The sequence below is a fragment of the Infirmifilum tikiterense genome (assembly GCF_054696565.1).
The window spans coordinates 601,289-624,252 of sequence record NZ_CP182482.1 but is presented as its reverse complement, the minus strand read 5'-3'; the positions used below and the strand labels follow the sequence as shown (position 1 = coordinate 624,252).

Annotated in this window: 25 protein-coding genes; 16 read left to right on the top strand and 9 right to left on the bottom strand. The window is 63.6% G+C overall.

All coding sequences use genetic code 11. The annotated features are described in order from the left end of the window. Positions 1-92 precede the first annotated feature (92 nt). From ACNO7C_RS03445 to ACNO7C_RS03420, 6 genes are read right to left on the bottom strand one after another with little or no spacing between them, the layout of a single operon-like run. Positions 93-236 carry a hypothetical protein gene (locus ACNO7C_RS03445; RefSeq protein ID WP_460025585.1) on the bottom strand — a complete coding sequence of 48 codons (144 nt, stop codon included), beginning with the start codon at positions 234-236 and terminating at the stop codon, positions 93-95. 1 nt (position 237) lies between these two features. After that, the gene (locus tag ACNO7C_RS03440; protein WP_460025584.1) at positions 238-1,434 is read right to left on the bottom strand and encodes a hypothetical protein; all 1,197 of its coding nucleotides are present in this window, start codon (positions 1,432-1,434) and stop codon (positions 238-240) included. Between the two features lie 18 nt (positions 1,435-1,452). After that, positions 1,453-1,908, bottom strand: a complete 456-nt coding sequence (locus ACNO7C_RS03435) for a hypothetical protein (protein ID WP_460025583.1) — start codon at positions 1,906-1,908, stop codon at positions 1,453-1,455. Positions 1,909-1,948: 40 nt separating this feature from the next. Beyond that, complete coding sequence (locus ACNO7C_RS03430) at positions 1,949-3,175, bottom strand: ATPase, T2SS/T4P/T4SS family (protein WP_460025582.1); 1,227 nt, start codon at positions 3,173-3,175, stop codon at positions 1,949-1,951. A gap of 1 nt (position 3,176) precedes the next feature. Further along, a complete protein-coding gene (locus tag ACNO7C_RS03425; protein ID WP_460025581.1) occupies positions 3,177-3,551 on the bottom strand; it encodes a hypothetical protein in 375 nt (124 codons plus the stop codon). Beyond that, positions 3,548-4,267 (bottom strand): ParA family protein, encoded by a 720-nt coding sequence (locus ACNO7C_RS03420; RefSeq protein WP_460025580.1) that lies wholly within the window; start codon positions 4,265-4,267, stop codon positions 3,548-3,550. Before ACNO7C_RS03420 ends, ACNO7C_RS03425 begins: the two co-directional genes overlap by 4 nt. A 48-nt stretch (positions 4,268-4,315) precedes the next feature. Between ACNO7C_RS03420 and ACNO7C_RS03415 the strand changes: the two genes are divergently transcribed. The 7 genes from ACNO7C_RS03415 (at position 4,316) to ACNO7C_RS03385 (ending at position 11,301) form a co-directional block, all read left to right on the top strand. Continuing rightward, entirely contained in the window at positions 4,316-5,770 is a 1,455-nt protein-coding gene (locus ACNO7C_RS03415; RefSeq protein ID WP_460025579.1) for a hypothetical protein, read from the top strand. Position 5,771: 1 nt separating this feature from the next. Continuing rightward, positions 5,772-9,038 carry a hypothetical protein gene (locus tag ACNO7C_RS03410; RefSeq protein ID WP_460025578.1) on the top strand — a complete coding sequence of 1,089 codons (3,267 nt, stop codon included), beginning with the start codon at positions 5,772-5,774 and terminating at the stop codon, positions 9,036-9,038. Between the two features lie 41 nt (positions 9,039-9,079). Then, positions 9,080-9,640 (top strand): hypothetical protein, encoded by a 561-nt coding sequence (locus ACNO7C_RS03405; RefSeq protein WP_460025577.1) that lies wholly within the window; start codon positions 9,080-9,082, stop codon positions 9,638-9,640. 32 nt (positions 9,641-9,672) lie between these two features. Further along, complete coding sequence (locus ACNO7C_RS03400) at positions 9,673-10,014, top strand: hypothetical protein (RefSeq protein WP_460025576.1); 342 nt, start codon at positions 9,673-9,675, stop codon at positions 10,012-10,014. Further along, positions 9,989-10,297: a hypothetical protein gene (locus tag ACNO7C_RS03395; RefSeq protein WP_460025575.1), complete on the top strand. Its 309-nt coding sequence runs from the start codon at positions 9,989-9,991 to the stop codon at positions 10,295-10,297. The genes ACNO7C_RS03400 and ACNO7C_RS03395 overlap by 26 nt, the downstream gene beginning before the upstream one ends. 103 nt (positions 10,298-10,400) lie before the next feature. Continuing rightward, positions 10,401-10,937, top strand: a complete 537-nt coding sequence (locus ACNO7C_RS03390) for a hypothetical protein (protein ID WP_460025574.1) — start codon at positions 10,401-10,403, stop codon at positions 10,935-10,937. Continuing rightward, entirely contained in the window at positions 10,930-11,301 is a 372-nt protein-coding gene (locus ACNO7C_RS03385) for a hypothetical protein (protein ID WP_460025573.1), read from the top strand. The genes ACNO7C_RS03390 and ACNO7C_RS03385 overlap by 8 nt, the downstream gene beginning before the upstream one ends. A 96-nt stretch (positions 11,302-11,397) precedes the next feature. Here ACNO7C_RS03385 and ACNO7C_RS03380 read toward each other — a convergent pair whose 3' ends face one another. Beyond that, a complete protein-coding gene (locus ACNO7C_RS03380; RefSeq protein ID WP_460025572.1) occupies positions 11,398-12,294 on the bottom strand; it encodes a ParB/RepB/Spo0J family partition protein in 897 nt (298 codons plus the stop codon). 127 nt (positions 12,295-12,421) lie between these two features. Here ACNO7C_RS03380 and ACNO7C_RS03375 point away from each other — a divergent pair, with 127 nt between their 5' ends. Continuing rightward, positions 12,422-12,718, top strand: coding sequence for a winged helix DNA-binding protein (locus ACNO7C_RS03375; RefSeq protein WP_460025571.1), 297 nt, complete (start codon positions 12,422-12,424; stop codon positions 12,716-12,718). 208 nt (positions 12,719-12,926) lie between these two features. On the opposite strand, the gene ACNO7C_RS03370 is transcribed toward ACNO7C_RS03375, so the two are convergent. Together ACNO7C_RS03370 and ACNO7C_RS03365 are read right to left on the bottom strand one after the other, a co-directional pair. After that, positions 12,927-13,538 (bottom strand): Cdc6/Cdc18 family protein, encoded by a 612-nt coding sequence (locus ACNO7C_RS03370; protein ID WP_460025570.1) that lies wholly within the window; start codon positions 13,536-13,538, stop codon positions 12,927-12,929. Further along, positions 13,535-14,224 (bottom strand): hypothetical protein, encoded by a 690-nt coding sequence (locus tag ACNO7C_RS03365; RefSeq protein ID WP_460025569.1) that lies wholly within the window; start codon positions 14,222-14,224, stop codon positions 13,535-13,537. Before ACNO7C_RS03365 ends, ACNO7C_RS03370 begins: the two co-directional genes overlap by 4 nt. Before the next feature lie 53 nt (positions 14,225-14,277). Here ACNO7C_RS03365 and radA point away from each other — a divergent pair, with 53 nt between their 5' ends. From radA to ACNO7C_RS03325, 8 genes are all read left to right on the top strand, one after another. Next, a complete protein-coding gene (gene radA / locus ACNO7C_RS03360) occupies positions 14,278-15,246 on the top strand; it encodes a DNA repair and recombination protein RadA (protein ID WP_460025568.1) in 969 nt (322 codons plus the stop codon). After that, complete coding sequence (locus ACNO7C_RS03355) at positions 15,227-15,751, top strand: PD-(D/E)XK nuclease family protein (protein ID WP_460025567.1); 525 nt, start codon at positions 15,227-15,229, stop codon at positions 15,749-15,751. Before radA ends, ACNO7C_RS03355 begins: the two co-directional genes overlap by 20 nt. Before the next feature lie 465 nt (positions 15,752-16,216). After that, positions 16,217-20,053: a hypothetical protein gene (locus tag ACNO7C_RS03350; protein ID WP_460025566.1), complete on the top strand. Its 3,837-nt coding sequence runs from the start codon at positions 16,217-16,219 to the stop codon at positions 20,051-20,053. A gap of 103 nt (positions 20,054-20,156) precedes the next feature. After that, entirely contained in the window at positions 20,157-20,360 is a 204-nt protein-coding gene (locus ACNO7C_RS03345) for a hypothetical protein (protein WP_460025565.1), read from the top strand. Between the two features lie 106 nt (positions 20,361-20,466). Further along, positions 20,467-20,829, top strand: a complete 363-nt coding sequence (locus tag ACNO7C_RS03340; protein WP_460025564.1) for a hypothetical protein — start codon at positions 20,467-20,469, stop codon at positions 20,827-20,829. A 293-nt stretch (positions 20,830-21,122) separates the two neighbouring features. Continuing rightward, a complete protein-coding gene (locus tag ACNO7C_RS03335) occupies positions 21,123-21,548 on the top strand; it encodes a hypothetical protein (protein ID WP_460025563.1) in 426 nt (141 codons plus the stop codon). Next, a complete protein-coding gene (locus ACNO7C_RS03330) occupies positions 21,538-21,825 on the top strand; it encodes a hypothetical protein (protein ID WP_460025562.1) in 288 nt (95 codons plus the stop codon). The genes ACNO7C_RS03335 and ACNO7C_RS03330 overlap by 11 nt, the downstream gene beginning before the upstream one ends. A gap of 136 nt (positions 21,826-21,961) precedes the next feature. Beyond that, positions 21,962-22,822 carry a hypothetical protein gene (locus tag ACNO7C_RS03325; protein ID WP_460025561.1) on the top strand — a complete coding sequence of 287 codons (861 nt, stop codon included), beginning with the start codon at positions 21,962-21,964 and terminating at the stop codon, positions 22,820-22,822. Positions 22,823-22,964: the final 142 nt, after the last annotated feature.

The following is a 22,964-nucleotide window of genomic DNA, read 5'->3' as shown; positions in this document are numbered from 1 at the left end:
AGGGTGCCGTTAGGGTAGATGCGGTAGGTGTAGGCGCAGAGCCTAGCCGTGCTGCAGGTCCCCCTCCACAGGCTGGTCCCGTTGGGGTACACTTAGAGCAGGCACTCGCCTTTCGCCTCGGCCCTCCTCCACGAGTCCAGCGGGTTCACGGTAGCGGCTGAGGCCAGGTAATAGACGTAGAGCGCCGCCACCAGGCCAGCGATCAGGGCTAGAGCCACGCTCGCCTTGTCCATCACCTCAACCACCGACGAGCGAGGGCGCCAGCTGCAAGCCGAGCAGCCACGAGGCGTAGTGCGCGATGGCGTAGAGCGGCAGGTATAGGGTGAAGTAGAGGGGGTTGCCGTGCCTCACCTCCGCCACAACTAAAGAAAGGGCTAGGCTGTTCACGGCCATCGCCAGCGTTAGCACACTGTCGATGTTTTGGGCCACGAAGCCCACGAGCACCCCGGCGCCCGGCACAGCCACGCCGGGGCCAACCGCGCCAGCGAGGAACTGGGCCACGTAGGCCAGTATCGCGTAGCTCACGCCGCAGATCAAGGCGTTGACAAGGGCCAGCGCGGCGTACGCCCACGCCTTGCCTCTCAGCGAGGTGAACGCCTTGTGAAGCGTGCTGGCGAGCTGCCACAGCTTCGAGAACTCCTCTGCATCGCCTCCGAACCGCTCGATTAAATGAAGCCCTTTCGAAAACACACCTGGCAACCCCTCCTGAGGCATCTCCCCCGGCTTCCTCCCGATGGCCTCCCACACGGCGAACGGGGTGGCCGCGGCCCTCTCTATCGCCTTGACGGAGAACTCCAGGTCACGAGTATATACTCTGTCCTCGAGGAAAGCTATCACCGCGCCAGGTATTGAGAGGGCAGCGAGCAGCGGGAGGAGCGGCAGGCTCAAGGCCAGCCCTAGGAAGGCGAGGGCCGGCAAGGCGGCGAGGTATAGCAGCCTGCGCGAAGCCGGGACCCGTAGCTCGGGAGGGTAGATGGCGAGGATTATGGGAGTGAAGGCTAGGCCCACCAGGGGCGGGAGCAGGGCCCCCTCGGCCCCACCCCTCGCTATCAGAGAGACTCCCGCTATCATCAGCGTTAAGGTGGTGGAGAACGTAAGCATCGCGTTCATCACGTTCTCCACGTGCAGCTTCCCGCGCTCCAGGGCCATCTGAAGTGCAGCTATCCGCCTCTCCACCCAGCCCTGCAGGGGCTCAGCGCCCCCGCTTCGAGACGACTCCCTTACCACTGCCAGGAGCTCCGCGTCGCGCACCCTGACGCCCATGCGCGCGAGCTCAGTCAAGGTCTGGTCTGGCAGGTAGACCTCGAAGCCCGCTAAAGCCACTACGGCAGCGGGCAAAGCGTAGGGGTCGCTCCTCGTTGCACGCCTTAGCCTCGGCAGGGGTAGCTTGAGGCGCCCGGCTAGCTTGTTAAGGGGGGAGAGAAAGGCTTTCATTTTCGCTCGCCGGGAGGCTCAGCCGCCTATAACTATGAGCTTGGTGGGTATCTGCGTCGAGCCGGTGGTCGTGGTGACCGTTATGACCGCGTCGACCTGCGCAACGCCGCTCAGCGAGCCGCTGACAGTCGTCGTTGCGCTGTCGCACCAGCTGCCGCCGGCCGGAACAGTGCCTGGAGTGAAGGTGGCGCTCGCTATCTTGTTGCCGCCGCTGTACACGTCCACCACGGCCTTTGTGATCGTGGCGTTCACGGGGCCGTCGTTGTAGAGGCAGATGTAGACCACGCCGCCGGCGGTGATGGTGTTGGTGGTGCCCGCCCTGATGTTCGGCCTGCCCGTAAGCGAGCGGGCCGTGCCGATGTACCAGTAGGCCACGAGAGCCGCGACGGCTAACACTACTATGATGACGATGGCTGTCGCCAACTCGGTTTGCGCTCTGCGCCTCCTCAGCTTAATCTGTAATAATTTCTGCATACCAATGAAATGTATAGTCCAGAATAATAAAAACGTTGCGCTACTCCTCGACGGGCTTCAGCCTCCCGCTGCGCAAAGCGAGCTTCACGGGCTCGAGCCAGCCGTCCAGCTTCGAGGGGTCTGCGCCGAGCCTCTGCAGCAGGAGCTCGTAGATCTTAGCAGTCTCCCACTCCCTCTGGCCGAGCTGGACCTTGCGCGGCAGGTAGAGCCTGAAGGCAGCCTCTGGGGCGTGCCTGCCCTCCGAGTACAGGGGGTATAGGAACTGGCCGTCGCTGACGTAGGCGGCCTGGGGCCTGTAGGCGAGAACCTCCACGTATACTCTGAAATGCTGTAGCGTAACGCCCTCAGCGCTGCCAGGCACAGCGTGCCTTATCCTCTCGTCGAGGGCCACCAGTAACTCCTCTATACTGCCGGCGTGCGTCGTCGTGATAGAGCGGGTGCGCGAGACGTTGATCCACACAGATATGTCCTCGCTCCACAGCTCGCCGAGCGCCAAGAGGTCGGGGCGCCACTTCGTGAACGCCTCGGTGAGCAGCTCGGAGATGGGCACGGTGTTGCCCGAGGCGGCGTGCGTCACCATCCCGCCCCTCACCACGGTCTCCGGCTCCCTCTCCACTATCACCAGGTGCAGGGTGGGGAACGTGTCCCTGATGAGCTGGAGGAGCGAGGAGAGGAAAGTTGTCTTCCCCGAGCCGGGAGGGCCGTATATGACGGTTGTCTTCCCCGAGAGCAGGAGGGTGGCCAGCCTGGCTACGAGGAGGGGGTCGTAGCTCTCGGCGGGGGGTATGACGCTCAGGTGCACTGCCGTGACCTGCGGCTCCCGCACTGCGGGCGGGATTTTGAACGCTATCCTCCACTCACCGACCCACCCGGTCCCGATTGGCCTCTTCCTCGAGACGTACACGCGGCTGTGGATCCGGAGGTTGTCGAACCAGTCGAGGAAGTTCACGCCGACCACCACGGGCAGCCGGCCGTAGTCCACGTGCGTGGCCACGACCTCCGAGGGCGAGGCGAAGACCTCCTTGATCTTTGAGGAATAGAACAGGGGTGCGAGGGGGCCGAAGGCCTCGTGCTGCCTCTGCGTCAGGACGTAGAGCTTCGAGTTTTGAACCTGCAGGCAGCCGTACTCGCTGCAGTCGGTGGTTGGAGGCAAGGTCTTCTCGCCGCGGGACCTGACTAGCTCTGAAAGCGATGCGCCGTTGCCGTCCCTCCGCGGGGGCTTCCTCAGCGCCTTCACGGCCTCCTCTAGACCATTTCTCCTGATCATCCTAAACGGACACCTTCTTGAGTATCGAGAGTATTCGGTCGCGGCGGGCTTCGAGCTTCCTCCTTTCCTCGCGCAGCCTCTGCTCCTCCTGCATGATGCGCTCGATCTCCTCGTTGACTTTATCGAGCTCGTTGAGGTAGGACTGTATCCACGTGGTGTCAAGCCCCAGAGACTTGAGCTCCTGTATGAACTTCTCGACGGCCTCCCTGCTCACGTAGCCCTCCGGGACCTGAGGCGAGGGCTGGGGTTGCGGCTGGGGCAGCACCACGGTTGGCTGGAGCACGGTGGTGCCCTGGGGCTGCGCCGCTGGGGCCTGAGGCTGGGCTGCGGGCTGGTCCAGGCGCCTATCCTTGAACGGCCTCCCCGTGATGCTCATGCCGTAGCCACCTCAGCCCTGCTCAGAACGGCGTTGAGCATCGAGACTAGCTGCGAGTGGGTCTCCCTGTGGAGGGACGCTAGCTTCTTGCCGACGTTGCTGGGCGCGAGGTCCTCTAAGCCCCTGTCGTACTGGACGGGGAAGCAGGCGCCGAAGAACTGCCTGAGTGACGAGAGGTAGTGCCGCAATTCTGGGCGGTACTTGTTCAGCACGGGTACTGTGAAGGCTGGGAGCCGGTTAGAGGTGACCACCTTCACGCTGCTGTACTCCGGGGTGGCAACGACTGCCGCGAAGTCCAGGCGTGAGACGAGGGGCATGAAGACACCCAGCGGGTCTGACGGCAGGTCGAACACCACCAGGTCCACGGCGCCCATGCTGCGGAGCTCGGAGAGCATCTCGAAGAGCGGCTCAAAGCCAGGCTGCGCTGGGAGCTTGCCGTTAGAGGGGATTATATAGAAGCTTGCGTCGAGGTTGCCTACCCGCAGCTTGGCCTCCGCCACCGCGTCCTGCCAGCTGGCTGCGCCGCTGAGCACGTCGCCGGTGAAGGGCGGCTCGAGCGAGCTGAGCAGCCTCGTCGCCGAGCTGTTGTTGGCGTCCCCTATGTCGATTAGGAGGGTGCGCCAGCCCGCCAGGGAGGCGAGCACGGTCGAGGCCACGGCCAGTGTGGTCTTGCCTGTCCCACCTCTGCCAAACGAGTAAAAGCCCAGGCTTATCATCGCAGTAAATAATTTAACCATGCTAATATGCTTTATGTTGGTGGAAGCATGGGCTTAGTAGAGGTACCAATGCCCGAGGAGCGGAGGTGGTACAAAGACCCCGTCAACTGGCTGACCATAGCGGTGCTCGCCGTCTTCTTCACGCTCGTGGTCACCTCGCCGACATTCCAGTCCTGGCTCCACAGCCTCTGGGGCGCCCAGCCGCAGCAGACGCAGCAGCCAGTCCAGCAGCAGCTCCAGCAGCAGCAGGCTCAGCCCAGGCTATTCACCGTCAGGATCGAGGCCGACGCCTCGAACGCAACCGCGCTGGTGAACGGCTCGCTGCGCGCGCTGCCCGCCACGGTGAGGGCGATGGAGGGCTCTCTGCTCGTCATCGAGCCCCAGCCGACCGAGCTCCACGAGCCCCTGAACACCACCGTGACGGTAAGGGTTACCGGCAACGCAACGGTGGCTTTGAGGTACAGGAGGGTCTACACGCTTGTCAGGGTCTCTATCTTCGGAGCGGGTCAGCTACTAGTCAACGGCACCCTTGCTGGCAACGGGACGCTGAGGGTGAGGCCGGGCGCGTTGTTGCTGGTGCGGGCAGTCCCGGATTTGGGGAAGGAAGCGGAGGTCTACGTGAACGGCTCCAAGCTGAGCCTCTGCGCGACGTGCTCCCCCAACCCTCTCGTTCCGATTGAGGTCAGGGGTGACACCGAGCTTGTGGCTGTTTTCGGCTCGAAGCGCATCGTCCTGCACGTAGACACGGGCAACATGTCAGTTCTCCTCAAGGCGAGGGATTGGGAGCGGTGGGTGAACGGTACTGCGATTATAGGGCTCTTCGCCGGTGAGCCCGTGAACGTGACGACGTTCTGCGTGCCCTTCGGTGATGCGATGAAGTGTGTTGTCGCCTGGGCTGTAAGCGAGCACACGCCTAGGGGTTTGCTGAACAGCACGGCGCCTCCGAACTTCACCCTGCGGAGCTTCAACGACGTCGAGCTGAGGGCGGTTGTGTCCAAGGTGAAGAGCGGCCTGCCGAGTCCCGTCACGGGCGGAGTGCTGATGAACGGCTCGGAGGTTCCCGCCACGATGATGCCCACCTCCTTCGCGATGGACATCAGACCCTGGACGGCGAGGTACGAGTACCTTGGCAACGGGACGTGGCTCATCGACAGCACGGGTAGCAATCAGGTAGTCCTCGACATCGGCGCCAGCTGGTCGAAGGCTGTGGTCGAGATGTGGGTCGAGGCTAACTACCCTGGCGAGGCTTTTGCGAGAGTGACTGTCGTTACTTCACCGCAACACTTCTCTGGGTGTGCGTGGTCCATGCCTAGCTCTATACCAGTCGGCTCTTACCACCGCGTAGTTCTCTCTAGGGAGGGAAAAATCTTGGAAATGCCCTATGGGTGGAGTATCGTTACCGTGCGAAGGGAATCTCCAGATCCTGCTTTCGACGTTCCCGGCAGGCTGAACTTCTGGCTGATTGGAGTCAGGGTCAGGGTTAGGGTGGAGGTGACTCCCTGAGATGAGGCTTCTCCCGTTTCTCGTTTTAGCGGTCTTCGCCGCGCTCCTTCTCTCTGCAATTGTTTCGGCGAATCCTGACTACGTCCTATTGCAGTGCAAGAGGCAGGACGGCTCAACCTACGGTGGCTTCATACTCAACCCGACCGGTCCTATACTTAACTGCCACGCAGATAGAGGGGAATTTGCGGATTGCTCTTACGTTGAGCCCTTCGGTGTCGCTACGTTCAACCAGACGTGGAACCCGAACCTCTGGCACGCGTTCGCGCGTGTCTACAGCTTCGGCGCGAACTACGAGCTGGGCTCCTCGCAGGACTCCTGGTTCAGGGTTTACGAGATGAGGATGGAGTTCTCCTACAACCTCTCCCTGGGGAACCCGAGCCCCAGCTTCACCCCGGCGCCCTGGTACGTGAACCGCACCCGCGCCAACTACACCGTCTACTGGAACTGGGGGGGCACGTCCATGTATGGAGAAAGCTGGTCGATCGAACCCAATTACCTTGTCAAGGCTAGCTGGGCTTACATCTCCTTTGCCCGCAAGGCTAAGGACTTTCCCGGGAGCGCCATGATCAGCATCACCCTCTACGGCGGGCAGAGCGGTGCGACGGTCATGGGTGATGCAACCTACTATTTCAATGTCGTTTGCTTCAACGAGACGGGCGGAGGCGGGAGTCCTGGTGGGGGCGGTGGCGGGGGCACCGTCATCTTGAAGACGGGTGTTGAGGGTGACGCCGAGATAGACCCATCTCCCGGCACCTACACGTACTCCAAGGGCTCTACAGTCACGGTGAAGGGGAGGCCTAAGAGCGGCGCGACGTGGGGCGATATGATCTACCGGGACCTCAGCACCAACTATTGGGATGTGCTGAGATGCACGTGGCAGGACGGCTGGTGCGTGGCTAGCCTCACGATGGACAAGAGCTACGAGGTGTTGGCCCGCGCATCCACGATCCCCACCAGTGTGAGCGGCACGCTAAACTACACGGCCCCCTCCTTCCAGATCGCATATGCCGTCGTGACTGATCCCGAGGGTCGCGTCACTAGGTCGTTGGTTCCTTTGGATCCGAAGGGGTGGGTTGTGAGCTACACGAGGGACTTTCCGCCCCCGGGCGGTCCTTGGCAAGAGACCTGCAAGTACTGGAGTGTGAACCTCACGACGTACGCCAGCTCAACCTTCTACGTCTACAAGTACTCGAGCTGGTACGGGCGCTACATCGGCAGGGATGTGTACGAGAACCTGGCGGGCAACCTGACGGGCCCGTGGATATACGCGAAGGTTGGTCTGTGCAAGTACAGGTCGGCAGACATCTGGCACACTACTTACGCTTACACGACCTTCACCTTCACGAACGGAACCAAGACGGTTAGCTGGAAGACGGGCTCAGACACGTACGGAAACCTGCCCATATCCAGGGTGCAGGTGGTGACGCCGCAACCGGCCTACCCTCTGACCGTGAAGGCGAACGTGACTGGTGTGCCGAGCGGCTTGAGCGTCTTCGGCAACGTCTCCATCTCGGGGACTGTGAGCGGGAACGCCACGTTCACAGGATCATTTTCCAGCTCCCAGCTCTCGCGGGTCGTGGACGCCGGCTCGCGGTACGCGGAGTCCGCTCCTACCAGCGCGACGCTCTACGTCTCCAACCTCACGTCTCCGGGTGTGACGGCGGTGAGTGGTAAATGGGGGTGTTACTGGGATTTTGATATAGCGCAATATGTCTGCACTATAGGCAACTTCACGAGCCGGAAGAGCTACGCGGGCGCCTACGCCGTAAGGTTCAGGTGGAGCTTCGGAGACTACTGGTGTTCCGCCTGCAGGTACGAGGTTTGGCTGTACGCCTGCAAGGGTAGCTCGTGCAGGATTCTCTACCACCTGTACAGGGAGGGTAGAGGGCCAGACTACTACATACCGATGTTCGGGAGCGCTCAGCTAGCTGCAGTGTTAGACGACGAGTATCTGCGCGCCGTTGTGGTTGGATGGTACTACAACGAACCGCTGGGCGGTAGTCTCTCCGTCACCCTGTGGAACGCCACGCCCTTGGAGCTCCACTTCTCCTACTGGGACACGCCCAGCGGCCCCGTCTACAGCGCCAACGTAACGGGCACCATGCCCGCGTGGCCCCTCACCCTCACCGCCGTCTACTCCGCGGCGCCTCCCCAGCAGCAGCCCAGGAGCCTGGGCTGCTGGGTTGCGTGGCCGGGCGAGTCTCTGCCGTTCTGGCTGGCGCCTGGCGTGAACTGCATTGCGGTGAGCCGCCCGCAGCAGAGCCCGGCGCTGAGCTTCATGGTGGTTCGCGGGAACGCGAGCAGGCCCAGCGGCATCGACCTGGCGTACTGGCAGAGCGACGTGCTGTGCGCGCTCAGCCGCAAGGAAGTCGTGCCCAGCGCGGAGTGGGTGGAGCTGACGCTGGGAGACCCGCTCGTCGTCAACGGGAGCTACGCGAACTGGACACTCGCGGGCTTCAGCCTCTCAGACCCGAGGAGCGTGGCCAGGGAGGCTGGAGGATGCGCGGCGAGGCTGGGCGGCGTGTGCGCGAGCCACGGCAACCTGCTGGCCTACAACGTGACGTACCTCCTCGCGAACGGGACCAGGCTCGCGCTGACGGTATACGTAAGCCCGCCCGTCTTCAACGCCTCCAACGCCCTGCCCAGCCCCTCGGAGGCGGAGCGGGCGCTCCGCTCGCTGACGAGCTACTACCAGTACCCCGTCTACGTCTCGCTGCGCTGGGACTACGCGTTCAAGCCCCAGAACGCCACGCCCAGCTACATCCAGGACGCCTACTTCCAGCTGGAGTGCCTCGACGCCAAGGCAGACCAGCGCAACGGCTCCGCCTTGCTCTCGCTGCCGCTAAAGGCCTTCACCGACAAATACGGCTGGAGCTGGAACCGCACCTCGTGCAGGGTTAGCCTGCGCTGGAAGTGGTTCGGCACAGTGGTGGCCTGGAGGAACGTCACACTGGTGCAGGCGACCTGGTACTGGGTCGACGTCGACCAGGCAAGGGGCTACATTGCGTTGCGCCCAGTCTACGCGGGCGACCTCGGCAAGCCCGACCCGCCGCCCCTCCCCGGCGCCTCCGCAGGCCTGGCGTACGCGAAGCTCCCAGACGGCACTCTGGTTCGCGGTACGTGGAACCCCGCGCTCCAGGCCTTCGAGTGGACGCTCGGCAGCGCCCTGAGCCCGAGCAGGGCTCCCGGCTACGGCGCGGTGGAGTTCTACTACTTCCCGCCCCCGCTCCCGGACGCGGTAGTGGTATTCTACCTCAACCGGCTCTAAAAACAGTAAATTTTTTACCCTCTTTCTCCCCTCTCTTCTACGTGGACTCGCTCCAGCTAGCCTTGGCTGTGCTGGTGGGCTTCGCCGTTGCGGCGATAGCGCTGGGATTCGCCATGGGAGTGTTCTGGCCCCCTCGGCGGCCGGCGGTGAGCCTTGAGACACTGCTCAACCTGAGGGACCAGCTTGAGGGGGGAGCCTACCTCAGCAACGTCGAGCTCTACGCCACGTGCACGCCCGTCGTCGTGGAGCTGCGCACCGGCGCTAGGGGGGTGCGCTACGCCATCCAGGTGCTCAACCTCACTGTCTACCAGCCACTGCCCCCGTTCTTCGAGAACGCCTCAAGGCTACTCGTCGTGTGGGGTAACGGCAGGGCTGGAGGGCTTGTGAGCAACGTCCTCGTCAGGCCCAGCGGTAGCGGCTACGTTGTGGAGTACGCGAACTGCAGCAGGACGGGGAGAGTGAGCAAGGTGACGATAGGCTACGCTCAGAGCCAGCTCGTGGCCACCGCGGACACCGTCGTCGTCACAGCGCCCTGGGGGACCTACACGTACTTCCTGGGCGGCGTGAGGGAGGTCAGCGTGCTCGCGAGGCCCGTCCCGTAAAGCTTAATTATTTCTCTCACGCTGTTCTGCTCGTGGACTTGGGGGACAGCCTGCTCGTCCTGTCGAGCTTCGTCGTGCTGGCGATGCTCGCGGGCTACGGCTACAGCCTCTACAGGGGCTCCATCGCCTCGGCCGCTGACGAGTACGTTTGGAGGGTTGCAGCCCTGGTGAACGCGACGGCCCTGAGCCTCAGGCCTGGCGAGGAGGCCGTGATCGAGCTGCCGATGCCGGTGGTGGTCAAGGGCGGCGTGGTGTGCCACGCGCTGAGCTGCAAGCCAATCAACGCCACCTCAAGTGGCGTCATCACGGGTGTGACGTGCCTGAGGCTGTACAGGAGGGGTGGTGTGCGTGTCACAGCCTGCGAGGGCTCTTGAGGGAGTGTTTATCGCCGTAGCATTCGTGCTCTTCCTCGCGGCGGTGGCCACCTACGCGCCGAGCGACAGGCCTGCGTGGAGCGCGACCGGCGGCAGGGCCGTAGCGTGGGCTTTGGTTGTGAGCCACAACTCCAGCGAGTTCAGGGTGCTCGTCACGCGCCTGCCCGACGCGGCTTACTGCGTGGACAGGCTGCCGGCTAACGTATCGGCGACGCACGCCTACGTTGCGGTTATCCCCTCGGGCGGGGGAGAGGTGGTGCTATACGTGGGGTTCAAGCCCTAGCTCTAGGCTCAGGAAGAGGAAAGGACAGATAGCGCTCCTAGCGTATGTCATCTTCCTGCAGTTCCTTCTGGCGGCGCTGCGCGTGCGGATACCGGGGCCCATTTTGACGGAGATCGCCGGGCCGAACGAGGACGCCCACCTCGCCGTCTGGGCTCGCTACTACGTCACGCTGCGCTACGCAGACCCGCTGCACCCCAATGCCTCTGTGACGCTCGAGAGCACGGTGGGGAGGCTCTACCGCTATCCCTACCTGGTGAACGTGAGCAGGTTCGTGCCGCACGGGGGCTGGGCAGACTACTCAAGCCCCACTTGGCCCATTGGCTTCTACAACGTGACGTTCTACTCGAGGGACGGCTCGGTTAGAGGCCGCTTCGCGGTGGAGTGGGTTGCCACCTTCAGGAACCGGTACGTGAAGCGCACCGCGGCGGGCGACCTCACCTACGCCAACTACACAATGCTCTACGAGCACCGCTACCTCTTCTCGACGCTGGCGAACATGACGCTACGCCCCTCGATCAGCGTCAGCGGGGAGTGCGACCTACGTCGGGCGGGTGAGGGGCTGTGGGTGCTGGGCGTGCCCCTGAACTCCAGTTGCATATTGGAGGACGAGTACGGAGTTAGGGTGGTGGCGGGTGGTTGACGACGCGGTGGCCGCGCTGGCCATACTGATAGCGCTCACCGTGGCGCTTGGCTACGCCGCGAGCGCGCTTAAAGCGAGGGTCTACGCGGAGCAGGCGTCAACGCTGGTCAGGGACATCTGCGCGCTGAGGCCGGGGCAGACCATAACGCGGGCCTACAGCTTCGAGAAGCCGGTTGTCGTGGGGGAGGGCTACATCCTGCTCGGGGAGCCGGTTTGGGTGGCGGAGGCCTTCAGGTGCCCCTACCTGAGGCAGGTCAACTCGACGTTGCTCGTAGGCAACCTGACGGGCAACGCCGTGCTCGGGGGCGTCGTCAGGGTGAAGCTGTGGAGCAACGGGATGCGCGTGATCTTATCTGGGGGTTAGCATCCTCTGTGATCCGCAAGAGTTATTGGGGCTTTACCAGAGGCATTTCTGCTTCAGATGAGGTATTGGGGCTTCAGAAGTATCATTTATGCTCCATCACTCGCCCATCTGGCTCAGCGCCCTCTCCAGGAGCTCGTTCACCACTTCGTCGAAGCGCTTCCCCTGCCTCCTCGCGAGCCTCTCTATGCGCTCGATGATGTCGGCACGCAGAGAGACGACGCGGTCCATGAAGTTCTGCGCCCTGATCTCCTCGACGACCCTCTTCAGCTTGTTCTCGTTGGTGAGGATTTGGGGCTCCTGCCTGATCCTCTGGGCAAGGATCCTAGACTCCGCGATGCTCAGCCCCTTGGCCAGCTCGTCCAGCTTCTTGATGGCCGTGTTCTCGTCCTTAACGTAGCCCCTCGAGGCGAGCCTCTTCACCGCCAGCCGCAGAACGGCCTTAGCGGTTTTGGAGGACTCGGGCCTCCCCTCCCTAGGCGGCCTGCCGGGCTTCACGCTCGTGGGCATGGGCTGCCTCAGGGCCCTGTAGACCTGGAGGATGTGGTCTAGCTCCATGGCGGCTAACTGGAGGCGGCGCTCCACCTCCTCCCTCGTGAGCCCGAACCGCTCCTGCAGAACCGTGACGACCTCCCCTATCTCGTCCCTCCCCATGCTGCCCCTCCTGATGTTCTCGCTCAGCGAGAGCAGCAAGGCCTCGCGCCTCGACATCTTCCTCACAACGACGGGGACGCCGTTGGGGAAGAGCTTTTTGAATGCCTCGGGGTCCTCCTGGCTGAGGCGCTTGAGGGCCTCGAGGCGCAGGCGGCCGCACACCACGTAGAGCTTCTCCCCGCCCTCCTCGGGCGGAGTCACCACTAGCGGTTGCAGGAGGCCGTTGAGCCTGATGTTCTCCTTAAGCTTCTTGACCTCCTCCTCCGGCAATATGCGCCTCGCGTTGTACTCCTCGCTGAACTCCAGCCGCTCGAGCGGCACGAAGGTGACCTCGAAGCTCACGCTTTAGGTAACGGCTAGGCTGCTATAAAACGGTGCCGCTGCTCTACTGTTGGTGGGGGGAACGCCTTATCAGCGTTTCGCAAGCCCTATATGTGATTCTGGATAATCAAGCTCAGGGTGGGGCTGGTTGGGTGAGGAGAGGCCGGAGGTCTGGCTTGAGAGGAGGCACATCCTCACCCTCCTGCTCCTCTACCACGCCGGCAAGGCGATCAAGAGCGACATCGGGAGGGTGCTCGGCTCCAAGCAGGCGGCGTACGTCGAGAGGGTGATCATGGACCTGGAGGAGAGGGGGCTGATCGAGGAGGAGCGCGTGGGCAGGAGGGTGAGGGTCTTCCGGCTGACCGAGAAGGGGAGGGAGGTGGCCGAGGTCCTGGACAGGCTGGCCCGCGAGCTCTCAAGGGAGAAGGGCGCCCAGCAACCGTAGCGCCGTTGCATCCATCAGTAACATCGTTTCACTTTCGGGGTTTTATCGCGGAACCCTTTATACCCCGCTTTAGCGGCCTTTTAAGCGGTGCGCTTTACGTTGGCGATGGCTGAGGGGGTGCTAGCAATCAGGGGCTTCCTCGTGAGGCTCCGGGACCTCGAGGGCGTGTACAGCGAGGGCTTCTGGAGGGCTGTGGAGAGGGCCAGGGCTAGAGCTCGAGCAGCGAGAAGGCGAGCTCGGCGTGCCTCAGGGAGACGGGGCCCTGGGCGGTCTGCAGGGCGTAGCGCAGGGCACGCAGAGCAAGCCTAGCGCTGCCGCTGCCCTTGGGGTAGCCCACTTTCTCCGCGATGAATCTCAGCACTTTATCCGTTACGGGCAGGTTGCCCTGCAGCGCCCTGTCCTCGAGTATCTGGTAGAGCTCCTCTGCGCTGTAGGGTGGCATCTCGACGAGCTGCGCGCCTCTCAGCTCGCCCCTTATGCTGGGGTGGGCTACGAGCACGACCCTGCCGCTTCGGGAGAGCCTCAGCACATGCTCCCATAGCTGGGGCGTGCGTTGCGCGAGGGTGAAGTCGTCCAGCACGACCGCCCGGCCCCCCGTGAAGCCGCGTAGCGAGGCCCTGATCGAGGCGTAGCTGGGCGTGGAGCCGCAGTCCACCCAGAGAGCGTTTGGGAAGGCGAGCCTCGCCAGCGTCGTCTTCCCGGCGCCCGCTGGCCCGACGATCGCAACTAGGCCCTCAGCCGCCCTGAGGGCGCGGAGCCTGTCCTCCCGCGCGGCGAGCCTGGGAGGCAGGTAGGCCTCGCTCAGGACATCAAGCCTCACTGGCCCCTCCCCCTCTCGGCGAGCACCCTGAGCCAGGGGTTGTCTCTGGCGAAGCTCGGTAGCTCCGCGGGGGCGCTGGGCTGCTCGGCGGCTCCGCCGGGCTTCGGCTGCTCGGCCGCCGGGCTGGCGCGGCGCATGAGGGCGAGGAGCCTGGAGAGCAGGAGCGAGTTAAGCAGGTTCAGCTGCGCGGGGTCGAGGGAGGCGAGCTCCTCCAAGCCCACATCCTCCCCCCGGGCCGCTCTCTCGGCGAGCTCCGCGACCCTCCTCGCCTCCTCCTGGGAGGTCTTGCCCGCGCCGAGCCCCCCTTGACGCCGCGCAGAATCAGGCGACACCTCTTGATTTCTCCTGATATCAGATGATATCAGCTGATTTCGCGTGATATCACCACGTGATATCACTTGATATCTGCCGGTATCGCCTGATATCGGCTGATCCCGCCTGATATCAGCCTGTGATACCTCTTGATTTTGCCTGATATCAGGCGATGCTGCCTGTCTCTCGGGGCGCCTGAGGTGTAGCTTGACGTGGCCTGCGATCCCCTTGGGGGTGCGGGTGGTGTAGCCGCAGTGCCTGCACACGTAGAGGATGCCGTGCTCCGCGCACTTGTAGGCGGCGTAGTGCTCCCTCTCGGAGACCAGGCTAAGCTCCCCGCCGCACATGGGGCACCTTGGCTTCGACTCGCTCATCCTACTAGAGGTGGCGCTAAACTATTTATTATAGTTTACCGAAACTGTTGTTGATGAGCCTCGAGGATTTGAAGGGTGTGGGGAGGGTTACTTTGAAGAAGCTTGAGGAGGCGGGGATAAGGACGCTGCACCAGATCGCGGTCATGAACCCCGAAGAATTGGAGGAGATGGCTGGCATTGAGCCCTCGCGCGCCTACGAATTGATCGTCGAGGCCCGCAGGATCCTCGGTTTGATGAGCCAGTCTGAGGTTACTGCGGAGGACTACGAGCGCGCGCTGATGCAGGTCCCGCGGCTCAAGACGCACGTGGCTTCGATCGACGAGCTGCTGGGCGGTGGGCTGGAGTCGGGTGCTATTTACGAGTTCGCGGGCGAGTTCGGGACGGGGAAGACGCAGCTCTGCCACCAGCTGGCGGTGACTGTGCAGCTACCCCCAGAGAAGGGGGGCTTCTCCGGCAAAGCCTTGTACATCGACACCGAGGGGACCTTCAGCCCGCAAAGGATCAGGGAGGTTGCGCAGCGCTTCGGTCTCGACGCGGGGGAGGCCTTGAGGAGCGTGTACGTGGAGAGGGTTGAATCGGTGGTGGCTATGGAGCACGCCGTTAGGTCCAAGGCGCCGATGTTTATAGAGGAGAAGGGGGTGAGGCTGATCATCGTCGACTCGGTCATAGCCTTGTACAGGGCGCAGTTCCGGGGCCGGGAGTGGCTGGCGGAGAGGCAGCAGCGCCTCAACTACGTGCTGGACTGGCTGAAGAGGCTGGGCCGCATCTACCAGCCCCTCTTCACGGTGATAACCAACCAGGTGATGAGTAGCCCGATGCCTGGTTTGATGGCCATCAAGATACCCGCAGGCGGGAATATAGTGGCGCACGCCTCCACCCACAGGTTTATCTTAAGGAAGGCCGGGCAGGGCAAGCACGTCCTGCAGGTGCTCGACTCGCCCTACCTGCCGAAGAGCGCTGAGGCGGAGTTCTGCATCACCTCCGTGGGCGTGGTGGACGGCAGTGAGTGCCCTGAAGCCTAGCCTGATAACCGCGGCGGTTGAGCGCTACCTCCGCGCAGTAAGCAGCAAGGAGCCGAGGTTCAGCGTGACGCAGGTCGTCAGCGGCATGCGCGCGGGCAAGGGGCGCGGCGTTCAGGCCGGCAGGGATTTGCACGCGAGGCTGTTGAACCTGGATCCCTACGGCCTCTTCGAGCAGGAGAGCTGGGCAAGCCCGCTGCCGCTGGCTTGGAGGTTCCGCTTCGGCTGGGTGTACGGGGTACCTGACGAGGTGGTCTTCGAGCGCGACGGCAGCGGCTACATGGTCTCGGTGGTGGAGTATAAGAGCTACGAGGCCAAGGCGAGGGAGAGGGCCCAGGCATCTCTCTACGGCCTCCTGACCATGCTCAACCTAGCGACGAGACCCAGGGTCTACATCGCTGACTCGGAGAGCCTCGTATCGGTGCCGAGCTGGGAGCTCATAGCATGCGAAGCGCTACGGCGGTTTGAGCGGAGGCTCGTTTCACGAGCCTCACAGAGTGTGAGATGAGAAAGGAGTTCTCCCCTCTAGCCGAGCCTGAGCCTCAGCCTCACTGGGTGTGCCGTCACAACGTCTGAGAAAACGAGCGGTTCAAGTAACCCTGTCACGCATTATACACTCCCCCACGCAGCACCGGGGAGAGCCGTCACACTTTATGAGATTCCGGGACCCATGCGATCCAGCAACCCGGATGCGCAACCCCCACGGGCCCCTGGGTCTACCCTCCAGAGTCCCGTGTATGTTCACACTCTGTGAGAGCAGCGGGGATCGCGCCCCGCGGCAACGGCCGCGCAGAGGGATCTTAAACCTCGGGGAGCATCACATTATATGAGATCGGGGCCCAGGCCGAGCGTACAACCCAGAGAGCTCCCGTCAACCGGGGGCGTCCTGTAGGTGTTCTGGCAACGTGGCGCCTCAGGGCGGGAAGGAGGCGCTGAGGAGGCTTTATTTGACTGTTTTACCGTATTGCAAACGATGACCGGACTGGACAGGCGGCACTTATCCATCATAATCTTTGTATTAATGATCGTTGCCCAGTTGCAACCAGCCCTGCCCGCGCCGAGCCCAGGCGTCACCGACATGTATGGATTGATCTCGACCTACCTGCCGCACTACTCAACCTACCCCTACGGGGGCAGGGTGGGGAAGCAGAGGGTGGCCGTCTTCGGCCTCGAGTGGGAGGACTTGCGCCTCCCTCCGGGGTGGGAGCGGATGGTCTCCGAGAGGATGAACAGGACGGTCGCGTTCTGGCGCGACGCATCCGGCGGCGTAGACCTCCTCGAGTACAGGATCCTCGGGGTGAAGCGCCTGCCCTACTCCATCGCCTCGCTGGCCAGCGGGGGCTGGGTTACGCAGAAGAGCATGGAGGCCTGGCTCCGGCGCGAGGCGCCGGGCTGGCCCGAGTACCGGCGCGCCGCCTCGGAGGGCTACACCGCGGTGATGTTCGCCGCGCCGTTCGCCACCATCCTCGGCGGGACGGTGGTCAACGTCTCAGGGATCCTCGTCCAGTTCAGCCCGTTCACCGTGATATACGGCGACGGGCCCTTCGCCGTCCTCCAGGGCGTAGCCGATCCCTGGGGGCTCTACGTCCACGAGACCAGCCACCTGCTCGGCTTCTCCACGTCGCGCGGCTACGGCCCAGAGTGGGGCCCCGCCTTCACGCCGACGTCCCCCGACGGCGCCGTCGGCGACTACATCCTCGACCCGATAGGCATAGTCAAGTTCTACGAGCAGGTGGTGCCAGCGCTCCCCTTCGCGATGCCCGGCACGCTGACGTTCTACGCCACGTGGAACGCGGAGAACAGCACGGCGACCGTGCCGGTGGAGCGGGACTCCGACGCGCGGCACAGCGAGGTGACCGTGATCGAGGCGATGTTCGAGACCCCGATGCAGGGGTGGAGGGTCATCCCCGCCAGGGAGCCGGTCGGCTCCAGGAGCTTCGCGTGGGAGTACCTGGGCATGGCGCTCTCGGTCTACCACCACCTGAACAAGACGGATCCCTGGGGGTCGCAACCGGAGTCGTACGTCGGCTCGACGACGATCGTCCGCGTCACCGCCAACTTCACGATCGACTACGCCGTCGGGCCAGACGGGCTGGCCGTCGCGAACGTGACGGTCTCCGGGTTCAGCCCCGTGGTGAACTACTCGGTTCTCGAGCAGGGCTACAGCTACTACGGCGCCCAGCGCAACGACTTCCTCCAAGCGGGCAGGGCCCTCCCGGTCTCAAACTGCACGTTCGTGGTGCCGTCCGACCCGGACAACAGGTCGTACTTCGTGGTCAGGCTCAACCCCAGGCTGGTGTCGAACGGGCGCCTCAGGAACACGCTCTGGGACGGCTTCGACTACCGCGAGTTCCTGGTGGCCGAGGTTTGGTGGGTGAACGGCTCCAAGGTGTACGGGCCGATCCGCCACTACGCCAAGTTCTCGTTCACCTACGGCACGTTCGCTCGCGGCGCTCCGGCCAGGCTCACCCTGCTGGAGCAGGCCGCCCTGCGCGCCGCGCTGGGCCGCGACCCGGGCGTCACCGTGGTGGACTTCGACAGCCTGGGGTGGAAGAGGATGAAGCTCGCCAACGGCACGGAGGTCTACGCGGAGCTGAAGATGTACCCCAACGGGCACCCCAACGCGACGATGATCCTCGTGTACTTCAGGCGCGGGAGGATAGGTCCGAACCAGTTGCCGACGCCGTTCTCCGAGGATCTTGAGGGCGACGAGTGGATAGACGTTGCGTGGCTGGAGCTCCGCGCCCCGGAGCACGACCCCGTGGCCAGGCCAGCGGTCTTCGGCTTCACGGGAACCGTCGTCTTCAGCCGTGGGAGGTTCGCCGGGGTCGTTCTGACCAGCGATATGGACGGCGGCGACTTCATCCACATCGCGAAGATGCCGTGGAGGGCCACAGTCCTCGGGGCCGACCCCGACGGGGGGTACCGGGTCAGGCTCAGCCGTAACGCCACCCTCGGCTCGGCGCCCTGCTACGTCAGGGAGGCGAACATCGCCGTGGTGGCCCCAGACGGCTGGGAGCCCGTGCTACACGCCGTGAACTACTCCAGCTTCGACTACTACATCATGGCGCCCATCGGGCGCGTCGGCAACGTCTACCTGTACCGCGTCCCCAGCGGCCTCACACTAATGGTGGCCCTGGAGTCGAAGCTCAACTCTACGGTGATATCCAAGGCCAGGTACTCGGCGGTGAAGGTCTGCCCGGTCGAGCTGGCGACCGCCCTGGCGCTGGGAGGGGGCGAGGAGACCGCCCGCTACCTGCGGGCCGCGAACGTCGGGAGGGAGACCGCTTCCGGGGCTTGCAACGGCACCTTCGTCACGGTGGCGTTCGCCGAGCCGGTTCCGGAGTGGGAGAACACCACGACCACAGACGTCTTCGGACGCGTGAGGCGCTACGAGCGCGTCTTCAGGAGCTGGAGGGCCGAGGTCGAGGTCACGTCCACCGACGGCTCGAGGGTTCCCCCGCTCGGGTGGTGGTGGGTTGTGGCGCCCTCGCCAGCGATCAGCCTGGTGGACGTCCAGAAGCCGGAGACGTGGATCGGCCTGCCGGGCGACAGGGTCTGCGGCTCGCTCGCCTGGGCCAGGTACCCGCCGGCCTGGCCGGGGGAATCGGCGCCGATACCGGAGTTCCTGGGGTCGCTGGGCTACGGCCCGCTGGAGGATGACGTGCCCAGGCAGTTCATCAACACGACCGCCGGGGCGTACTTGCAGGTGTACGGGCTGAGCGAGTCCACCCCGTCGTACGAGGTCGCGGCGGTCTTCAACGCCCCCCTGCTGGCCCGCGGGGCCGGGGGCAGGATCCTGTCCGTCCTCAGGTCGCTGGGCGCCAAGATGGTCAGCGTGAACGTCACGCGTGGCGACTGGATGAAGACGGTCGCCGCCCCGGTGGCGACGCTCCTCGTCAGGGTGCCGAAGCGCGATCTGAGGGACGTGGCCGTGATATACGTGCCCGGGAGCGCAACCCAGCTGAGGGCCGAGGCGCCGACCGTGAACGGGACGATATTCCTCGCGGGCCCGGACAACCCGCACGTGACCGTGTACTACTCCGCGAACCCGAGCCAGTTCATCGTCTTGCACGGCACGGGGCCGGATCCGAGGTACGGCGCGCTGATCTGGTACTGGGACTCCTTCCTAGACCCGCTGGGGCTGAAGCCCGAGCGCCTGGCCGGGGCGGCGAACCTCACCGCCGGGCACCCGGAGGGGTTCTCGCTACTCGCGTTCAGCTGGAGCCGCGCCGCGGGCTACTCGCTTACGCCCCTGGCCGGCCCGGCGAACAACAGCGTGGCCGCGCTGTCCGCGATCGAGGCGCTGGCGACGAGCTGGGGCGGGGTGGTCGTGCCTCTACACTCACCGACCGAGGTGGTGTCGGAGGACAACGAGACCGTGACGCTCAGGGTCGCGCTCTGGACCGGGGGGTTCGCGGGCGGCAAGGTGGTCGTCGGCAAGGTGCTGAACGCCTCCGGCCTGGCGCTCGTGGGCTGGGTGCGCGAGAGAGACCCATCCGGCCTGTACGTGGACGGCGCTGTGGTCGCCTTCTACCCGGAGCGCGTAGCGGTGGAGGTCTACTCAACGGCCCCGGTGGTGGCGGGCGAGGTGGACGCGACTAGGCCGGAGGGCGGCGTGGAGGTCGTCAGCCTGGGAGACCTGTCCTACGAGGTGGTCAAGCCCCCACCACCCCCGAGCGAGCCCGAGCCCACCCACGCCCACATGATGCTGGGGATAATGCTCGGGGTGCTCGCGGCGCTCGCGGCCAGCGTGGTGGCCTTCATCAAGCTGGCCTCCTGGCTCTACGGGAGGCTGAGGGGCAAGTAGCTTTTTCCCCTTTTCTCCCGGTAAATCCGGCGAAAAGTGTGCACTTTTTCCCGTTCAAAACCGGGGTCATATTTATACCCCCCGTTGCCCGCAGACCCGGTCGATGAGAGGCAAAAGCGTAAAAGGCGCAACGGCAACGCTGTTAGCGATACTGGAGGTCGTCTCGCTCGTCCTCGGCATCCTCTCCGCGGCGGGCGTCCTCAGGGCGGCGCCCAGCGGCGCGCAGGCCGTGGCGGCTCTCGTATCGCCCTACGCCAAGCCCATCGACGGTTGCCCCAGGTTCCCGAGGAAGACGAGAAACAATTGAGATAGTGATGGCAATATTAACCCTGCATGCGGTTAACCATACGCGTGGGGGAGTCAAGAGGCAATTGAAAGACGAAAAGCGGAGATAGTGGGGTGGTTGCGCGAGTATGGGAAAGCTGACGCATTTGCTGGTACGTTTGCTGGTAGATGCGGTTCAGGCCTATGCTTTGGCGTTGTTTCTTCTAACCTCCATCTTGGGAGTGATAGAATTAACTTTAGGATTTCTCGCTGGGAATATTGGTGCTGCACTTGGGATTGTCTTGAAGTATGTGCTTTGCATGGCGCATTACGCGCCCCTGCCTAGCGTTATGCTCTTCATTATGTATGTGCTTAACGAGGATTTTATAAAGCTATCAGCGAGCACGAAGCGCACAATTATAGATATTCTGATGATATTGTTTCTAATAGTACTGGGGTTAACATGGTATATAGGTAGTTATATGTGCTTCAGAGTGACCCCCGGCCCATGAATAAGGCGGGAGACTATTGAAAGGGCTTGCCTTTCCGCGCGTCCATGGCCGAGGTGAGGAGCGGTGAAGAAGCTAAGTTGTAGTTGTAAGGTGTGCTGTAAGGGCGATTGAAGGCCGCGGGGCGCGCCTCGGGGACTTCAGGGGGTTTTCACCGGCCCCCTCCTGGGCTACCCGTGCTCGCGGGGGATTCCTCGATCGGCCTCTCCTCGGGCCCCGTCTTCGCCGAGGCGCATGCTTAGAGCCCTCGAGCCTTGCCGCCTTTTAAATCACTCAAATAATTACTACGAGAGTGCATGCTCGAGGAGATGGGGAGGCTGTGCAGGGATGTGTGCGTGGGGAGGGTGGACTGCTGGGGCTGCTACAGCACCTGCCTGGAGTGCTGGGAGCGCTGCGGCGGCAGGGCTTGGTGCGTGGAGAGGTGCGTCAGCAGGCTAGCGCCCCGCAGGAGGGCTGAGAGGCGCGGCGGCCTGGCGGCGGGGGAGATCCTGGCGGTCTGCGGCTCCCTCCTGTCGGGCTTCGTTTCCCAGAGGGCCTCGCTGAGCCTGAGGGTGATCGCGAGGCGCCTGGGCGCGAGGACGCTGCTCGTGGGCCTCCTGCTGGCCCAGCTGCCCGAGAGAACGGTGGTCAGGGACGCGCTCGGAAGGAGGTGGGTCTACCTGGGAAGACGGAATGGCAGGACCCTCTGGGCGAGGCTGGAGGCGAGCAGAGTTGAGGCCTGAGCGCAGGCTACGCCTCGCCGAATTCCTGGACGCTTTGCCAGAGGTGCTGTCGGGGCATAGGGGCGGCGTGGCGACGCTGAGGGCTCGGAGCTTGGCGAGGAGGCTGGGCCTGAAGGGCCAGACAATCGGCCACTTCTCGATGCTCCTGCCGCCGGGCTACGCGGTCGTCGATGAGAGGGGCAGGGTGTGGGTGCTTGAAGCGAAGTCGAAGGGGCTGAGGTTCCAGCTATGGGGGCGCTTGCTACAGGCGCGGGGTGAAGCCACACTCTCGACATAGGAAACGCCTATAAAGGTATGCCACCACCCCATGTATAGATGCAGGCGATGCACATGGGGCCCCTCGCGACGGCTCGGAAACACATCATGGCTGCGCGGCGCGAAGGTAGAAAATTGGAGCGTGGTGGTGCGGTGCTATGCCTATGTTGATTGTCGGAAAGCTTGTGGATCTCTTGACTTCAGACGGACTCTTCGCTGTAGTTGAGCTACCTAAGGAACTCTACTCGAGGTACCCGTTGCTGGACGAGTGGCTGTACGGGTGCCCCAAGCTCATGGCCAGGGTGTACGTCGACGGGTTCTATAACGAGAGCGGTAAACTCGTAAGAGAGTACAGGCGGCGATGCACGCCCGAGGTTGTGGTAGCCGCTGACAAGGATGAGGAGTACTACGGGTACATAGACCTCACGGATTTCAACGTGAAGGACGGGATACCTATAGGCTACTTCGCCCAGCTCATCCTCACGCACATCGAGTGCCGCGAGCTTTCGCCCTCCCCTCCGGGCCCTCAGATCAAAGAGAAAGTTCAGAGGATTACCGTCTACCCCAACGAGCTTGCATTCGCGACAGACGATGTGCCTGACGCCGTGAAGAGTCTCATTAGCGCCAGGCTGGAGGCGTTGGCTCAGCTCAGCAGGAACTTGGAGGTCATGGATGCTCTGGAGGGGGCGGGGCTCGGCGCCGTGGCGTCAGACCTCGCGGAGGGGCTACGTCGCTTTCACGCCGAGGACTACGAGGGGGCGGTCAAGTTCTTCAGGAAGGCTGTGGAGGGGCTCAGGGGGTACGTGGAGTCGAGCAGGGTTGAGGGGATGGGGGAGAGCAGGCAGAAGCTCCTCCGCGACTTCCTATCAAAGGCGTTCCAGCTGATCAGCAACTTCGGGGAGCACAGCGGCACCTCCGGCAACCTCCCGGAGGCCGAGCTCAGCAGGAACATAGCCCTCGCCGCCTCCAAGTACCTAGCAACATACCTAGCGAGGCAACCCAGCGAGGCCAAGGCCTAGGAGGAGAGCAAGCCCCCTCAAGAGACACCCACCGGGAAACCTGAGGAGGAGCAGGGCTAGACGCGCTCAAGCAGGGCGGGCGCGGTGCTTTACGGCGCTAACGCTTAAGAAAAAGTTATAACTACTGTTTTGAAAACAGTTA

Excerpts from the sequence above, each read along its gene's own strand:
- ACNO7C_RS03440 (WP_460025584.1), bottom strand. The coding sequence starts at position 1,434 with ATGAAAGCCTTTCTCTCCCCCCTTAACAAGCTAGCCGGGCGCCTCAAG.
- ACNO7C_RS03435 (WP_460025583.1), bottom strand. The coding sequence starts at position 1,908 with ATGCAGAAATTATTACAGATTAAGCTGAGGAGGCGCAGAGCGCAAACC.
- ACNO7C_RS03430 (WP_460025582.1), bottom strand. The coding sequence starts at position 3,175 with ATGATCAGGAGAAATGGTCTAGAGGAGGCCGTGAAGGCGCTGAGGAAG.
- ACNO7C_RS03425 (WP_460025581.1), bottom strand. The coding sequence starts at position 3,551 with ATGAGCATCACGGGGAGGCCGTTCAAGGATAGGCGCCTGGACCAGCCC.
- ACNO7C_RS03420 (WP_460025580.1), bottom strand. The coding sequence starts at position 4,267 with ATGATAAGCCTGGGCTTTTACTCGTTTGGCAGAGGTGGGACAGGCAAG.
- ACNO7C_RS03415 (WP_460025579.1), top strand. The coding sequence starts at position 4,316 with ATGGGCTTAGTAGAGGTACCAATGCCCGAGGAGCGGAGGTGGTACAAA.
- ACNO7C_RS03410 (WP_460025578.1), top strand. The coding sequence starts at position 5,772 with ATGAGGCTTCTCCCGTTTCTCGTTTTAGCGGTCTTCGCCGCGCTCCTT.
- ACNO7C_RS03365 (WP_460025569.1), bottom strand. The coding sequence starts at position 14,224 with ATGAGCGAGTCGAAGCCAAGGTGCCCCATGTGCGGCGGGGAGCTTAGC.
- radA (WP_460025568.1), top strand. The coding sequence starts at position 14,278 with ATGAGCCTCGAGGATTTGAAGGGTGTGGGGAGGGTTACTTTGAAGAAG.
- ACNO7C_RS03350 (WP_460025566.1), top strand. The coding sequence starts at position 16,217 with ATGACCGGACTGGACAGGCGGCACTTATCCATCATAATCTTTGTATTA.
- ACNO7C_RS03345 (WP_460025565.1), top strand. The coding sequence starts at position 20,157 with ATGAGAGGCAAAAGCGTAAAAGGCGCAACGGCAACGCTGTTAGCGATA.
- ACNO7C_RS03340 (WP_460025564.1), top strand. The coding sequence starts at position 20,467 with ATGGGAAAGCTGACGCATTTGCTGGTACGTTTGCTGGTAGATGCGGTT.
- ACNO7C_RS03335 (WP_460025563.1), top strand. The coding sequence starts at position 21,123 with ATGCTCGAGGAGATGGGGAGGCTGTGCAGGGATGTGTGCGTGGGGAGG.
- ACNO7C_RS03325 (WP_460025561.1), top strand. The coding sequence starts at position 21,962 with ATGCCTATGTTGATTGTCGGAAAGCTTGTGGATCTCTTGACTTCAGAC.